This window comes from Acidiphilium sp. C61, assembly GCF_905116885.1.
GTDB lineage: Bacteria > Pseudomonadota > Alphaproteobacteria > Acetobacterales > Acetobacteraceae > Acidiphilium.
The window spans coordinates 566324-581554 of sequence record NZ_CAJHNI010000005.1; the positions used below are offsets into that span (position 1 = coordinate 566324).

Consider the following 15231-nt stretch of genomic DNA (forward strand, 5'->3'; position numbering starts at 1 on the left):
GCAGCAGGGTCAGCGATGGCGGGAGACAGCATAATCCGCCGCCTCCATCATCAGCGCGCGCAGCGGATCGTCCGGCAGCGCGGCCAGCGCGGCCTTCGCCTTGCGCGCGAAGGCGTCGGCTTCGCGCACGGTCTGCCCGATGGCGTCGTGCCGGGCGATCAGTTCGAGTGCTGTGGCCAGATCGGTCTCGGTCTGCTCACCGGTCTCGATCGTCCGCCGCCAGAACCCGCGCTCGGCGTCGTCGCCGGCGGCATGGGCGACCAGGACCGGATAGGTCAGCTTGCCCTCGCGGAAATCGTCACCGACGGTCTTGCCAAGCTCGTTCTGGTCGGCCGCGTAGTCCAGCGCATCGTCGACCAGCTGGAACGCCATGCCAAGGGCGGCGCCATAGGCTGAAAGTGCGGCGCAGATGGCCTGGTCGCACCCGGCGACAACACCGCCAACCTCGCAGGCGGCAGCGAAGAGCGCGGCCGTCTTGCCCTCGATCACCTTGAAATAGCGCGGTATGTCGGTGCCAAGATCGTTCTGGGTCGAAAGCTGCAACACCTCGCCCTCGGCGATAGTAGCCGACGCGTTGCAGAGAATCCGCAGCACCTCCAGCGAGCCATCCTCGACCATCAGCTCGAAGGCGCGGGCGAACAGGAAATCGCCCACCAGCACCGAGGCCTTGTTGCCGAACACGGCATTCGCGCTGGCCAGTCCGCGGCGCAGCTCGCTGTCGTCCACCACGTCGTCATGCAGCAGCGTGGCGGTGTGGATGAACTCGACGCAGGCGGCGAGGCGGATATGCCGCTCGCCGCGATAGCCGCAGAGCCGCGCCGCCGCGAGGGTGAGCAGCGGGCGCAGCCGCTTGCCGCCCGCGGCCACCAGATGCGCCGCAAGCTGCGGGATCAGCTGGACGTCGCTCGCCATGCGGGCGACGATCGTCCGGTTCGTCGCGTCCAGATCGTCGCGCAGGACAGAGGCAAGCCGATGCAGGGAATCGTCATGCGAATGCATGCGCGGGTTTCCGCCGTCCTGTCCCGAGGTGAGCAGCCCATCCACAGCCGGTGTCAACCTTGTGTTTCCATTGAGATACGGACAGCATATCGGCCGGAAGGTTGAGGGGTCAAGGCGGCGGACCACGAACCCCAGCGCACGGGAGAGGAGCGGCGTGGAAACGATCATTGCGTCCAACGACACGATCCGGCTGAATTTCCTGATGGCCCTGCTGCGCGATGCCGGGCTGGCGCCGGTTCTGCTCGACCAGAATATCGCCGCGATCGAGGGCAATATCGGCGCCTTTCCGCGCCGGATCGCGGTGGCGGCGGACGAGGCGGCGCAAGCCCGGCGCATCCTGCACGAAGCCGGCGAGGCATGACCCGCACCGAGGGCACGCTGCTCGCCGGCCGCGTCCGCTATGCCCAGCCGGCGAGCGGACATCGCAGCGGAATCGAGCCCGTGCTGCTTGCCGCCGTCGTGCCGGCGCGGCGTGGCGACCGGGTGATCGAGGCCGGGACCGGCGCCGGCGCCGGGCTGCTCTGCCTTGCCCATCGCGTGCCGGGGCTATCTGGCGCCGGTATCGAGCGCGACCCCGCAATCGCGGCCATCGCCCGCACCAATCTGCGGGCGAACGGCCAGGAGGGACTCGCCGTCATCGCCGCCGACATCACCCGCCCGCCTTTGGCCGGACCGTTCGACCATGCCTTCGCCAACCCGCCCTGGCGGGCCCCTGCCGACACGCCATCGCCCGATCCCGGCCGGCGACTCGCCTATGAGGCGCCAGGCGGGCTGCTGGCGGCCTGGACGGCGGCGCTCGCAAGCCTGCTGCGCCCGCGCGGCAGCCTGTCGTTGATCCTGCCCGCCGCCTCGATCGACGCAGCGCTCGAAGCCACCCGCGCCGCCGGCTGCGGCGCCACGCGGCTGCTGCCGCTCTGGCCGCGGCTAGGCCGGCCGGCGAAATTGTTCATCCTCCAGGCTACGCGCGGCAGTCGCGGCCCGACGGTGCTGCTGCCGGGGCTTGTCCTGCATGAGGGCGAAGGGTTCAGCGAAGCCGCCAATCTCGTACTGCGGGACGGTGCGGCGATCGATCTCTGAGGCGGCGGCCTTATCGCCGCACGGGCCGCGCGGGATGCAGGCCGGCCGGCAGAACCGGCTCCAGATGCGGCCAGAGATCCGGGTCGGGCACTTTCACCAGATCATGCGCGAGGGTGCCGATCAGGTTGCGCGCCGGCAGCGGGCCGAGGGCGTCGCGCAGCGTCGCCAGCAAGCGTGCCGGAGCCACAAGGATCAGCCCGCCGAAACTGCCCTCCGGCAGGGCGTTCAGCTCGGAGGCGATGGTGCGGGCAAAATCGGATTTTTCCACCTGATGCGGATCATGCCGCGGCTGGACCGCGTGATGCGCCGTCGAGAAGCTGTGAAACGCGGCGCCGGGGCCGTCGCTGCGCAGGTCCGACGATCGCAGATGCGCGGTGACGGATTCGAAACGCCGCTCGGTCTCGAGCTTGCCCGGAGGGCGGATCCGCACGAAGCGGGCCTGCGCGCCATCGGCGATCACGATCAGGAGATTCTCGCTGCTGGTCATCATCGTGGGCTCCACGCGAATTGGTCTGGTAAGTCTAGACCATCGGGCCGGCGGCGGGAGTTGTCCGATCGGACGACGCAGCGAACAGCGATCCGCACGCCAGCCATGCGCAACAGAAGCGGCAAAGCCCGGATTTGCTTGATTTCGCTCATTGAAACGTTTCGCAACCGCGAGCACACCGCACAGCCGGAAACACCGGCAACGCAGGGAGTTCACGCGGAATGTATCGTGACCGGATCAGGCTGGAGACGCTCTGGGGCAAGGTGATGTCGGCCGAGGAGGCCGCGCTGTCGATCAGGGACGGAATGGTGATCGGCATGAGCGGGTTCACCCGGGCGGGTGACGCCAAGGAGGTTCCGGTGGCCCTCGCCGAGCGCGCCCGGCACGATCCGCTGCGGATCACGCTGATGACCGGCGCCTCGCTGGGCAACGATATCGACAAGACGCTGGCCGAGGCCAACGTGATCGCCCGCCGCATGCCCTTCCAGGCCGATCCGGCGCTGCGCCGCCGCATCAATGACGGCGAGGTGATGTTCATCGACCAGCATCTGTCAGAAACGGTTGAGCAATTGCGCGCGCGCCAGCTTCGCCCGGTCGACATCGCCGTGGTCGAGGCGACGGCGATCAACGAGAAGGGCGGCATCGTGCCCACCACCTCGGTCGGCAACGCCGCGAGCTTCGCCGTGCTGGCGGAGAAGGTGATCGTCGAGATCAACATGACGATGCCGCAGGAACTCGAAGGCTTGCACGACATCTATTTCCCCTCGCGCCGCCCCTATCGTGAGCCGCTCGGGGTGATGCGGCCGAGCGACCGGATCGGCCTGCCCTATGTGCCGATCGACCCGCAGAAGATCATCGGCATCGTCATCACCAGCAAGGCCGACAGCCCCTCGCGCATCGAGCCGCCCGATGACGACACCGCCGCGATCGCCGGGCATCTGCTGGAATTCCTCGACCGCGAGGTGCGCGAGGCGCAGCTGTCGCCCTCGCTGATGCCGTTGCAGGCCGGCATCGGCAGCATCGCCAACGCGGTGCTGCACGGCTTCACCGAAAGCCGGTTCAGCAACCTCACCATGTATTCCGAGGTCTTGCAGGACAGCACGATCGCCCTGCTCGACAGCGGCCGCCTCGTCTTCGCCTCCGGCTCGTCGATGACACTGTCGAAGCCGCTCTACGAACGGGTTCTCGGCGATATCGGCCGCTACCGCGACCGGCTGGTGCTGCGCCCGCAGGAAATCAGCAACCATCCCGAAATCGTCCGTCGCCTCGGCATCATCGGCATCAACACGGCGCTGGAGGTGGACATCTACGGCAACGTCAATTCCACCCATGTCGGCGGCACGCACATGATGAACGGCATCGGCGGCTCGGGCGATTTCGCCAGGAACGGCCATCTCTCCGTATTTGTCACCAAGTCGCTGGCCAAGGAGGGCAGGATTTCGAGTGTCGTGCCGATGGTCTCGCATGTCGATCATACCGAGCACGACGTGGACGTGATCGTCACCGAGCGGGGGCTGGCCGATTTGCGGGGTCTTGCCCCGCGCGAGCGGGCAGCGCTGATCATCAGCAACTGCGCGCACCCGCTCTACCGCGATGCGCTGCGGGATTATTTCGATGAGGCGATCCGCACACGGGGCGGCCAGACCCCGCATCTCATCGAACAGGCGCTGTCCTGGCACGCCCGCCTGCGCGAGAGCGGCTCGATGCAGTGATGATGCTCTGTTCGTCAATATGATAGAGCACTACATCCGATCCATTCGGATCAGATGTAGTGCTCCAGGGTTTGGCACCGCTTGGTCAGACCCGCATCGGCATGAGAACGAAAATCGCGCTCTCGTCGCCGGCGGCGCGCACCAGGGTCGGTGCCGCGCCATCGGCGAAGCAGAACTCCACCTTGCCCTTGATCTGCTCCGTCACGTCGTTGAGGTAGCGCGCCTGGAAACCGATCTCGAGCGGTGTCGAATGATATTCGACCTGCGCCTCGTCGAGTTCCTCCGTCGCCGTGCCCTGGTCGGGGCTGGTGGCTGAAAGCACAAGGAGGTCGCGCCCGACGGAGAGTTTGACCGGCTTGTTGCGCTCGGAGGTAATGGCCGAGACGCGCGCGACCGCGGCAGAGAAGTCCGCCGTCTCGACGCGCAGCACCTTGTCGTTGCCGATCGGGATGACCTTGGAATAGTCGGGATAGGTGCCATCGATCAGCTTGCTGGTCATCCGCATCGTGTCCAACTCGAACTGGATGCGGGTTTCCGACAGCGCGATCGAGACATCGCCGGAGACCTCGTCGAGCAGCTTGCGGATCTCGTTCACCGTCTTGCGCGGGACGATGACGCCCGGCATCCCCGCCGCACCCTCGGGCAGAGGTTCCTCGACCCGGGCAAGACGATGCCCATCCGTCGCCACCGCGCGGAGGACCTGCAAGCCATCCGATTCGGCGGCGTGCAGGTAGATGCCGTTGAGATAATACCGCGTTTCCTCGGTCGAGATCGCGAAGCGGGTGCGGTCGATCAGCCCGCGCAGCGCCTGCGCCGGCACCGCGAAGCGATGGGTCAGCTTGCCGGCATCGAGCTTCGGGAATTCATCCGTCGGCAGCACGACGAGCTTGGTCGCATAGCGTCCGGCGCGCAGCGCGAGCGGTGCGTCGCCGCCCGGATGGTCGAGTTCGATCTCGGCATTGTCCGGCTGGCGGCGCACGATCTCGTAGAGTGTCGCGGCCGGCGCGGTCACCGATCCGTCACGCATCGTCGTCGCGGCGACTTCCTCGATCAGCGCGATTTCGAGGTCGGTCGCGGCAACGGTCAACCGCCCTTCCCGCACCGCCAGCAGCACATTGGCCAGGATGGGAATCGTGTTGCGTTTTTCGACAACGTTCTGAACATGGGCCAGCGCTTTCAGCAGCGTTGCCCGATCCGCCTTGAGCTTCATGCGATCCTTCCAGTCAGCCTGACCGGGCGGCTTCCGCACCCGGGTCTTGCTGCATAGCCCAGTTCGAACCGGAATTGAACCATCCCGCGCATCGGCCGGTGGGTGACAGCAGCGGAAAGCCGGGCTAAGGCAGGGCAGGCGGGGTGCAGCGCCCGGCTTCAGTTCGACAATCGGCACTCGTTTCAAAGCGGATCGGCACATGACACGACCAGTCCCGCCCGCCCTCGTTCACGGTCGCCGGCTGCCCAACGCGTGGGACGCCGCGGCGATCGCCCTCGTCTTCGCCTTGCTGATCGGTGTTGCGCATGTGGCGCGGGGCACGCTGACGCCGCTGGCGCAGATGCAGTCCGGCCACATTCATCTCGACCCGGCCTGGCTGCCCGGCTACGCGCTGCGCACCACGATGCGCATGTTCGCCGCCCTGCTGGTCTCGCTCGGCTTCACCTTCACCGTGGCCACCCTTGCCGCGAAAAGCCGGCGCGCGGCGATCATCGTCATTCCGGTTCTCGACATCCTCCAGTCGATTCCCATTCTGGGCTTCATCTCCTTCACCGTGCTGTTCTTCCTGCACCTGTTCCCCGGGCAGGAACTCGGCGCCGAACTGGCCGTCGTCTTTGTCATCTTCACCAGCCAAGCCTGGAACATGGCGTTCAGCTTCTACCAGTCGCTGACCACGGAGCCGGCGGACCTGATCGAGGCCTGCCGCAGTTTCGGGCTGACCCCCTGGCAGCGCTTCTGGCGGCTCGACGTGCCTTTCGCCGTGCCCGGCCTCGTGTGGAACACCATGCTCTCGATGTCCGGCGGCTGGTTCTTCGTCGTTGCCTCCGAGGCGATCACGGTCGGCAACACCACTTTCACTCTGCCGGGTATCGGCTCCTATGTCGCGGTCGCACTGCAGCACCGGGATTTCGCGGCGATCGTCTATGCGCTGCTGGCCATGCTGGTGGTGATTTTGCTCTATGACCAGCTGCTGTTCCGCCCGCTCGTCGCCTGGTCCGGCAAGTTCCGGTTCGAGACCGTGCCCTCCGCCGGCGAGACCGAGCCGTGGGTACTGCGGCTGCTGCGCCGGACCTTTCTGCTCCGCGCGGCGGGGGACTGGCTGAGCGACCAGTTTGCCCACATCGTCCGCCTGCGCCTCGGCCGGGCGGAACGGACGTTCGTGTCCGCGGGGCGAGCCCGTGGCGCCAGCCGGATCGGCGACGCCGCCTTTTATGCCGTCGTGATCATCGCGGCCGGGATCGCCTCGGCGCAGGTGGTCGAATTCTGCGCGCGGACGATGCACTGGAGCGATCTTGCCCGATGCGTCGTTCTTGCCTTCTACACGCTGGCGCGCGTGATCGCGGCGCTGGCAATCTCGTGCCTGGTCTGGGTGCCCGTCGGCGTCTGGGTCGGGTTCCGGCCCTGGGCGACCCGGCTGGTTCAGCCGGCAGCGCAATTCCTCGCTGCCTTTCCGGCAAATCTGGTCTTCCCGGTCGTGGTCGCCGGCATCGTCTATTTCCGCCTCGCCCCGGACATCTGGCTGACGCCGCTGATGGTCCTCGGGACGCAGTGGTACATCCTGTTCAACGTGGTCGCAGGTGCCGCCGCCCTGCCCGGCGATCTCAGGGAGGCCGCGGCGAATTTCCGCCTGCGCGGGCTGCTGCGGTGGCGCCGGCTGATCATTCCCGGGATACTGCCCTATTTCGTCACCGGCGCGCTGACCGCGACGGGTGCCGCCTGGAACGCCTCGATCGTCGCGGAGGTGGCGTCCTGGGGCCACACCACGCTGGTCGCGCGCGGGCTCGGCGCCTATATCGCGCAGGCGACCGTGGCGGGCGATACCAGCCGCATCGTGCTCGGGGTGGCGGTGATGGCGGCGTTCGTGCTCGGCTTCAACCGGCTGGTGTGGCGGCCGCTCTACGCCTATGCGAGCCGACGGACCAATTTCGGATAAGGAGGAGAGATGGACCAGCAAACCCCGCCCGGCATCCTGCTCGATGTCCGCAACTGCCGGCAATCCTACCCGAAGGAAGCCAACAGCGAACTCATCGTGCTCGATGACGTCAACGTGACGCTGCGCGAGGGCGAGATCGTCGGCCTGCTTGGCCGCTCGGGCTCGGGCAAGTCCACATTGCTGCGGATCATTGCTGGCCTGCTGCGCCCGACCCGTGGCGACGTGTCGTGGAAGGGCACGCCGGTAAGCGGCCCGGTGCGCGGTGTTGCCATGGTGTTCCAGAGTTTTGCGCTGTTTCCCTGGCTCACGGTGCAGGAAAACGTCGAACTCGGGCTGGAGGCGCAGGGCGTGGCGAGGCGCGAGCGCGAGGAGCGCACCGAGGAGGCGATCGACCTGATCGGCCTCGGCGGCTACGACGGCGCCTATCCGAAGGAGCTTTCCGGTGGCATGCGCCAGCGCGTCGGCCTTGCCCGCGCGCTGGTCACCCATCCCGACCTGCTGCTGATGGACGAGCCGTTCTCGGCGCTCGACGTGCTGACCGCCGAAACCCTGCGCACCGACCTCATCGATCTGTGGTCGGAAGGCAAGCTGCCGGTGAAATCGATCCTGATCGTGACCCACAATATCGAGGAGGCGGTGCTGATGTGCGACCGTATCCTCGTGTTTTCGTCCGATCCCGGGCGGGTCGCGCACGAGCTGCGGGTGCCGTTTCCGCATCCGCGCAACCGGCTCGACCCCGCCTTCCGCAAGATGGTGGACGACATTTACGCGGTGATGACGCGGCGCAAGTCGCCGGCCGACCTGAAGGCCGAGGCCGCCCGCCCGGCCACCGGCTTCGCCACCCCGCTGCATCCGATCGGCACCAACCTGATGTCCGGCCTGATGGAAACCCTCGCCGCCCCGCCCTATGACGGACGGGCCGACCTGCCGGCGCTCGCCTCGGTGCTGCAATACGAGGCCGACGAATTGCTGCCGCTCGGCGAAACGCTGCAACTGCTCCGCTTCGCCGAGCTTGAGGATGGCGACATCCGCCTCACCGAGCAGGGACGCAACTTCGTCCATGCCGATACCGAGGAGCGCAAGCAGATCTTCGCCGCGGCGGCGCTGGCCAATGTCAAGCTCGTCGCCGCGATCCGCCAGGTCATCGACGAGCGGTGGAACCACCGCGCCTCCGCCGTTCGCTTCCGCGACGAGCTCGAGGATCACATGTCGCCCGAGCGCGCCGAGGAAACGCTGCGCACCGCCATCTCCTGGGGCCGCTACGCCGAGATCTATTCCTATGACGAGGAAGCCCAGCAGTTCAGCCTCGAGGATATCGAGGAGGAATAGGCCCGGCCGGCCTTGCCCCCCTGCCCGCTTTAACCGGCGGGGGCGGCACGCCATCTGCTCCAGATGAACACCGGAGCAGAAAGACTGCGTGACGTGCCGGTCGGCATCGATGCGACCGGCACCCGCACCGAGCACGATTCGATGGGCGCGATCGAAGTGCCGGCGGATCGCTACTGGGGGGCCCAGACCCAGCGAAGCCTGCGGCATTTCGCCATCGGCGAGCGAATGCCGACCGCGCTCTACCGCGCCTATGCGCTGGTCAAGAAGGCGGCGGCCGAGGCGAATGAGGAGCTTGGCGTGCTGCCCGGCTGGAAGGTGGCGGCGATTATCCGCGCCGCGGAGGAGGCGATGGCGGGCGCGCTCGACGATCATTTCCCGCTGCATGTCTACCAGACCGGCTCGGGCACGCAGTCCAACATGAACCTCAACGAGGTGCTGGCCGCGCGGGCGAACCAGCTGCTCGGCGCCGCCCCCGGCGCGCACGCGCCGATTCACCCGAATGACGATGTCAACCGGTCGCAATCCTCCAACGACACCTTCCCCACGGCCATGCATGTCGCAACCCTCGCGGCGCTGGACGACGAACTCCTCCCCGCCATCGACGCGCTCGCCGGCGCGATCGAGGCCAGGGCCGCTGCCTGGATGGACATTCCCAAGACCGGCCGCACCCATCTGCAGGATGCGGTGCCGCTCACCGTGGGGCAGGAATGGTCGGGCTATGCGCACCAGCTGCGCGACGCGCTGGCGCGGGTCCGGGCATCGCGCGGCGGGCTGCTCGAACTCGCCGCCGGCGGTACCGCGGTCGGCACCGGCCTCGCCGCCCCCGCCGGCTTCGGCCGGGCGATCGCCGCACGGATCGCCGCGCCCACCTCCAAGCCCTTTGTCACCGCGCCGAACAAGTTCGCTGCCCAAGCCTCGCTCGATGCGATGGTGGCGACGATGGCCTCCCTGCGCGGCCTCGCCGTAGCGCTGATGAAGATCGCCAACGACATGCGCTGGCTCGCCTCCGGCCCGCGCTGCGGGATCGGCGAGCTTCTGCTGCCGGAAAACGAGCCGGGCTCCTCGATCATGCCCGGCAAGGTGAACCCGACCCAGTGCGAGGCGCTGGTGATGGTCTGCATCCAGACCATCGGCGATGACGCGGCGGTCGCCTTCGCCGGCAGCCAGGGCAATTTCGAGCTGAACGCGATGCGTCCGCTGATCATCAACAACGTGCTGCGCACCTGCCGGACCATGACGGAGTCCTGCACCGCCTTCCGCCGGTTCTCGGTCGAGGGGACCGAGCTGAACCGCGTGCGGATCGACGAGCAGCTCGGCCGCTCGCTGATGCTGGTGACGGCACTGAGCCCGGAGATCGGCTATGACCGCGCCGCCGCCATCGCCCATCACGCGGCGGAACACGGCCTGACGCTGCGCGAGGCGGCGACTGGCTATGGCGGCGTCGACCCCGCGACGTTCGACCGGCTCTGCGATCCGGCGAGGCTCGTCGGCTCCGGCGTGGCCGGCGCCTGACCCCGCCCGGCAAAGATCGGCTCCGCCGCGCGCATCCTCGCCGCCAGCGCATCGGCGACGGCGCGGATCCGCGGCACGTCGCGCGTATCCTCGTGCTGGACCAGCCAGATTTCCCGCTCCGGCAGCGGCGGCGAATCGATCCGCGTCAGCCCCGCGCCGAGGGCAACGTGGTGCCCGAGCACGGCGATGCCCAGCCCGGCGCGGGCGGCGGCGAGCTGGCTCACCCGGCTGTCGGTCCTGAGGGCGACGGATGCCTTCGGCGCCATTGCCGCCAGGGCATCGAGCTCAGGATAGGCGCCGGTCTCGTCGCGCGACAGGATCAGCCGGTGCCCCTCGCCCACGCTGCCCGGCAGCGTGGGCGCGCGATGCGCGGCAAGATAGGCCTCGCTCGCATAAAGGCCGAACGATACCGTGCCGATCCGCCGGCCGAGCAGCGACTGCCCACGCGGCCGCGCCAGGCGGATGGCCAGATCGGCTTCGCGCGCCGCCAGCGAAAAGGTCCGGTCGTCCGCGATCAGCTCGACCACGATCCCCGGATAGCGGGACGCAAGATCGCCGAGCGCGGGCATCAGCACGGCAGCCGCGAAATCGGCGACGGTGGTCAGCCGCACCGTGCCTTCCAGCCGTACATCCCGGCCGCTGACCGCGCGCTCGGCTGCCAGCGCCGCCGCCTCCATCCGCTCCACCTCGGCGCGCGCCGCCTCGCCGGCGACGGTCAGCCGGAAGCCGCGCGGCGTGCGTTCCAGCAGCCGCACCCCGGCCCGCGCCTCCAGCGCCGCGAGCCGCCGCCCCATCGTCGATTGCCGCACGCCAAGCCGGCGCGCTGCCGCCGACAGCGTCCCCTCGCGGGCGATGGCGAGAAAGCTGCGCAGATCATCCCAATCCATCGGCGTTTCCATGCAAAATCGCATGACGATAACCGAAAATTCGGGTATTAACCATCCGACTTCGCATGGCTATCTCGGCTGTGAAGGAGATCACGCATATGGACCCAAAAATCGATGCAAGAACGGCCGGCTATGGCGCGCTGCTGCTGCGCCTGACCCTCGGCTTCCTGTTCTTTGCCCATGACTGGCTGAAATACGCCATTTTTACCCCCGCCGGGACGGAGCATTTCTTTGCCAGCCTCGGCCTGCCGGGCTGGTTCGGCCTGTTCGTCATGCTCTGGGAGCTTGCCGCCGGCGTTGCGCTGGTGCTGGGGATCTGGGCCCGCCTCGCCGCGCTGCTGATCGTGCCCGACCTGATCGGCGCCATCGCGCTGGTGCATATCCATAACGGGTTCTATTTCACGGCGAAGGGCGGCGGATGGGAATATCCCGCGTTCTGGGCCGTCGCACTCGTGGTGCTTGCCCTGATCGGCGATGGTCCCTACGCGCTTGTCCCGACCCCGTTCGGCCGGAGGACGACATGATGCAACCCGCTCTCTTCGTCAGCCACGGTTCGCCGATGCTGGCGCTGACCGAAACCCCGGCGAGGAGCTTCCTCGCCGGACTTTCCGCCACCCTGCCCCGGCCGCGCGCCATTCTCGTCGTCTCCGCGCATTGGGAGACGGACGCGCCGATGGTCAATGCGGTCGAGCGCAACGGGACTATTCACGATTTCTTCGGCTTCCCCCGCGCGCTCTACCAGTTGGCCTATCCCGCGCCGGGCGATGCGGCGCTGGCCCAGCGCATCGCTGCCCTGCTCGGCGAGGCCGGTTTCCCGACCGGGCTCGACCCGAAACGCGGGCTCGATCATGGTGCCTGGGTGCCGCTGCTGCTGGCCTATCCGGCGGCCGACATCCCCGTGCTCCAGCTTTCGGTCCAGACCCGGCTTGGCCCGCGCCACGCTTTCGACATCGGCCGCGCACTGGCCCCGCTGCGGCGCGAGGATGTGCTGATCGTCGGCTCCGGCAGTTTCACCCATGACCTGCGGCGCTTCCGCGGCCAGCCGGTCGACGCGCCGGAAACCGAGGACGTGACGGCGTTCAGCGCCTGGATGGACGAGGCGATTGCCGGCAACGACATCGCCGCCCTGCTCGACTATCGCGCCCGCGCGCCGCATGCGCGCGACGAGCACCCGACCGAGGAACATCTGCTGCCGCTCTTCACCGCGATCGGCGCCGGAGAGGGCGACGCGGCGCGGCGACTGCACAACTCGACCGAACACGCCATCCTGCGGATGGATGCCTACGGGTTCGGCCTTCCGGCCTGATACCGCACCGCCCAGCGCAGCGGGATCAGCGAGGCGAGCAGCAATAGCCCGGCGACGACGAGGGCGGTGCCCGAGCGGGGCACATCCGCCGTGCCGTCAGGCCCCAGCGTCGCCGCATAGATCGTGGTGAACAGCAGCGGACCGACCAGCGCGGTCAGCCCGGTCAGACTGGCGAGCAGGCCCTGCAACCGCCCCTGCTCGCGCCCGCCAATCCGGTGCGCCATGATCCCCTGCACCGCCGGCATCGCCAGCCCCCAGGCCGAAAGCACCGGCACACCGATCCAGAAAATCTGCGAATCGGGTGCCAAGCCGAACAGCACGAACCCGGCGGCACCGCCGATCAGGCCGAGGATGAGTGTCCGCGGCTCGCCGAGCCGGCGCACCATCGGCCCGACCACTACACCGCCGACCACGGCAAACCCCACCCCGGCGGCGGCGAGGGCCGCGCCGATCAGCTGCGGGCGCCAGCCGAACCGTTCCTGCACGTAGAGCACCATGACCGACGGCACCGCCTGCAGCGCAAGCGTACCGAGCGCGTAGATCGTCGCCGGCGCCGCCACGCCCGGCCGGCGATAGAAGCGCAGCGCATCGAGCGGATTGAGGCCCCGCCAGCCGATCCGTCGCCGCCGGCGCGGCGCGAGCGATTCCGGCAGCGCCACCAGGCCATACAGGAAATTCGCAAGAGACAGGCCGGCAGCGAACCAGAACGGCAGGCGCAGCGACACCGCGCCGAGCAGGCCGCCCAGAGCCGGCCCGAGCACAAAGCCGATGGCCGCGGCAACGCCCGAGACGCCGAAAGCCGCCGCCCGGCGCTCCGGCGGCGTGACATCGGAGATATAGGCGTTGGCCGCGGCGATATTGGCAGAGGAGGCGCCGGAAAGAATGCGCCCGGCGAGCAGCCAGCCGACCGACGGCGCCAGCGCCATCACGGTGAAATCCACTGCCTGGCCGAGGCAGGAGAGCAGGATTACCGGCCGCCGGCCGAACCGGTCGGACAGCGCGCCAAGCATCGGCGAGGCGATGAACTGCATCGCCGCCCAGGCCGCGCCAAAGGCGCCGAAGACATGCGCGCTGAGCACTGGCTGCCCGCCCACGAGCCCGGTGATGAGCGCTGGCAGCACCGGCAGGACGATCGCCATGGCCAGCATGTCCAGCAGGATCGTAGCCATGATGAAGCCGAAAGCGGCCCCGCGCCGGCGGGGCGTGGAGCCGCTCATCGACGATGGCGCAAGGCGCGCGCCATCCCTCAGGCGTAGTCGGCGCTGCTGGTGACGTCGCGCGTGCGGTCCGACTTGATGGCGTGGAACACCGGCGACAGCACGGTGGCCAAAAGCACGTTCACGACGAAGGTCGCCAGCGCGATGTAGCAGGGGAACGTCACACCGCCGATATGGAACGGATAGATCGATCCCTTCAGGTGGTTGAGCAACGCGAAATGCGTCGCCAGCCCGATGCCGACGGCCCAGCCCACCAGCAGCGCCCAGCCATTGTAGAACCGGGTGAACAGGCTGAACACAATGGACGGGAAGATCTGGATCATCCACATGCCGCCGAGCAGCTGCAGTTGGATCGCGTATTTCTGCGGCAGGCCGAAGATGAAGATCAGCGCGCCGATCACCATCACGATCGAGAACAGCTTCGCGATCTGCGATTCGGCGCTGGGCGACATGCCGGGGGCAACGAACTCCTTCCAGATGTCGCGGGTGAAGATATTCGCCGAGGCGATCGCCATGATCGCGGCGGGCACCAGCGCGCCGATGGCAATGGCCGCGAAGGCGACGCCGACGAACCAGCCCGGCAGGGTATGGATCAGCAGCGCCGGCACGGCGAAGCTCGGACCATAGGTCTTGAAGCCGGCGGCGAATTGCGGCAGCGCGGCAACGCCGGCGGCGATCGCCATGGCGCCGAGCAACGTGATCAGGCCGAGCATCAGCGAATAGGCCGGCAGGATGACGGCGTTCTTCCGCACCGTCTCGCTCGACCGGGCGGAGAGAATGCCGGTCAGCGCGTGGGGGTAGAGGAACAGCGCCATGGCCGAGCCGAGGGCGAGGGTCGCATAGCCCGAATAGACGCCCGTGGTGTGCGGGCCGGGGATGGGCAGCAGCAGCTTCGCATGCGCTATCTTGGCGAAGACACCCCCGAATCCGCCAAGGGAGGACGGGATCGCGATGATCGCGACGATGATCGTCAGGTAGATCAGCGTATCCTTTACCACCGCGATCATCGCCGGCGCGCGCAGGCCCGACGTGTAGGTGAAGGCGGCGAGCACGAGGAAGGCGAGGATGAGCGGCAGATGGCCGCCGAACCCGATGCCGAGATTGAACGCGCCGATCACCACCTGCATGCCGACGAGCTGAAGCGCGATATAGGGCATGGTCGCGATGATGCCGGTGACCCCGACGGCCAGCGCCAGCCAGCGGTTGCCATAGCGGCCGCGGACGAATTCAGGCCCGGTGACGAAACCGTATTTCGCCGCCACCCGCCACATTTTCGGGAACACGACATACAGGATCGGGTAGGCGACGATCGTGTATGGCACCGCGAAAAAGGCAATCGCGCCCGCGCCGAACATCAGCGCGGGAACGGCGATGAAGGTGTAGGCGGTGTAGAGATCGCCACCGATCAGGAACCACGAGATCAGCGTGCCGAACTGGCGGCCGCCCAGGCCCCATTCATGAAGCTGGCTGAGATCGCCGCCACGCCAGCGCGCGGCGAAGAAGCCCAGAATCAGGACGGCAACGACCAGAACGGCAAAGACAATGCCTGCAGCAAACATGGT

The 15231-nt window shown here is 67.9% G+C and carries 14 protein-coding genes; 8 read left to right on the top strand and 6 right to left on the bottom strand.

The genetic code is table 11. From position 1 onward, the window contains the following. Positions 1 to 9: 9 nt before the first annotated feature. Positions 10 to 1044 carry a polyprenyl synthetase family protein gene (locus HUW10_RS05435; RefSeq protein WP_201712636.1) on the bottom strand — a complete coding sequence of 345 codons (1035 nt, stop codon included), beginning with the start codon at positions 1042 to 1044 and terminating at the stop codon, positions 10 to 12. A gap of 109 nt (positions 1045 to 1153) precedes the next feature. Here HUW10_RS05435 and HUW10_RS05440 point away from each other — a divergent pair, with 109 nt between their 5' ends. Together HUW10_RS05440 and HUW10_RS05445 are read left to right on the top strand one after the other, a co-directional pair. After that, entirely contained in the window at positions 1154 to 1360 is a 207-nt protein-coding gene (locus tag HUW10_RS05440; RefSeq protein ID WP_174502582.1) for a DUF2007 domain-containing protein, read from the top strand. Then, positions 1357 to 2076 (top strand): tRNA1(Val) (adenine(37)-N6)-methyltransferase, encoded by a 720-nt coding sequence (locus HUW10_RS05445; RefSeq protein WP_174502583.1) that lies wholly within the window; start codon positions 1357 to 1359, stop codon positions 2074 to 2076. The genes HUW10_RS05440 and HUW10_RS05445 overlap by 4 nt, the downstream gene beginning before the upstream one ends. A gap of 10 nt (positions 2077 to 2086) precedes the next feature. On the opposite strand, the gene HUW10_RS05450 is transcribed toward HUW10_RS05445, so the two are convergent. Next, entirely contained in the window at positions 2087 to 2566 is a 480-nt protein-coding gene (locus HUW10_RS05450) for a host attachment protein (protein ID WP_236656227.1), read from the bottom strand. A 218-nt stretch (positions 2567 to 2784) separates the two neighbouring features. On the opposite strand from HUW10_RS05450, the gene HUW10_RS05455 reads away from it, so the two are divergent. Continuing rightward, positions 2785 to 4275 (top strand): acetyl-CoA hydrolase/transferase family protein, encoded by a 1491-nt coding sequence (locus HUW10_RS05455; protein ID WP_174502584.1) that lies wholly within the window; start codon positions 2785 to 2787, stop codon positions 4273 to 4275. Between the two features lie 85 nt (positions 4276 to 4360). On the opposite strand, the gene dnaN is transcribed toward HUW10_RS05455, so the two are convergent. Beyond that, positions 4361 to 5485, bottom strand: coding sequence for a DNA polymerase III subunit beta (gene dnaN / locus HUW10_RS05460; RefSeq protein WP_174502585.1), 1125 nt, complete (start codon positions 5483 to 5485; stop codon positions 4361 to 4363). Positions 5486 to 5684: 199 nt separating this feature from the next. Between dnaN and HUW10_RS05465 the strand changes: the two genes are divergently transcribed. From HUW10_RS05465 to HUW10_RS05475, 3 genes are all read left to right on the top strand, one after another. After that, complete coding sequence (locus HUW10_RS05465; protein WP_174502586.1) at positions 5685 to 7418, top strand: ABC transporter permease subunit; 1734 nt, start codon at positions 5685 to 5687, stop codon at positions 7416 to 7418. A gap of 9 nt (positions 7419 to 7427) precedes the next feature. Beyond that, positions 7428 to 8747 carry an AAA-associated domain-containing protein gene (locus HUW10_RS05470; protein WP_174502587.1) on the top strand — a complete coding sequence of 440 codons (1320 nt, stop codon included), beginning with the start codon at positions 7428 to 7430 and terminating at the stop codon, positions 8745 to 8747. 63 nt (positions 8748 to 8810) lie between these two features. Next, the gene (locus HUW10_RS05475; RefSeq protein ID WP_174502588.1) at positions 8811 to 10259 is read left to right on the top strand and encodes a lyase family protein; all 1449 of its coding nucleotides are present in this window, start codon (positions 8811 to 8813) and stop codon (positions 10257 to 10259) included. Here HUW10_RS05475 and HUW10_RS05480 read toward each other — a convergent pair. After that, positions 10178 to 11146: a LysR family transcriptional regulator gene (locus HUW10_RS05480; RefSeq protein WP_174502589.1), complete on the bottom strand. Its 969-nt coding sequence runs from the start codon at positions 11144 to 11146 to the stop codon at positions 10178 to 10180. The genes HUW10_RS05475 and HUW10_RS05480 overlap by 82 nt on opposite strands. Positions 11147 to 11244: 98 nt before the next feature. Between HUW10_RS05480 and HUW10_RS05485 the strand changes: the two genes are divergently transcribed. Together HUW10_RS05485 and HUW10_RS05490 are read left to right on the top strand one after the other, a co-directional pair. Then, positions 11245 to 11670 (top strand): DoxX family protein, encoded by a 426-nt coding sequence (locus tag HUW10_RS05485; protein ID WP_174502590.1) that lies wholly within the window; start codon positions 11245 to 11247, stop codon positions 11668 to 11670. Then, positions 11670 to 12452: a class III extradiol ring-cleavage dioxygenase gene (locus HUW10_RS05490; protein ID WP_174504753.1), complete on the top strand. Its 783-nt coding sequence runs from the start codon at positions 11670 to 11672 to the stop codon at positions 12450 to 12452. Before HUW10_RS05485 ends, HUW10_RS05490 begins: the two co-directional genes overlap by 1 nt. Here HUW10_RS05490 and HUW10_RS05495 read toward each other — a convergent pair. Then, the gene (locus HUW10_RS05495; protein ID WP_236656229.1) at positions 12428 to 13669 is read right to left on the bottom strand and encodes an MFS transporter; all 1242 of its coding nucleotides are present in this window, start codon (positions 13667 to 13669) and stop codon (positions 12428 to 12430) included. The genes HUW10_RS05490 and HUW10_RS05495 overlap by 25 nt on opposite strands. Positions 13670 to 13698: 29 nt before the next feature. After that, positions 13699 to 15228: a monocarboxylate uptake permease MctP gene (gene mctP, locus HUW10_RS05500; protein ID WP_174502591.1), complete on the bottom strand. Its 1530-nt coding sequence runs from the start codon at positions 15226 to 15228 to the stop codon at positions 13699 to 13701. Positions 15229 to 15231: the final 3 nt, after the last annotated feature.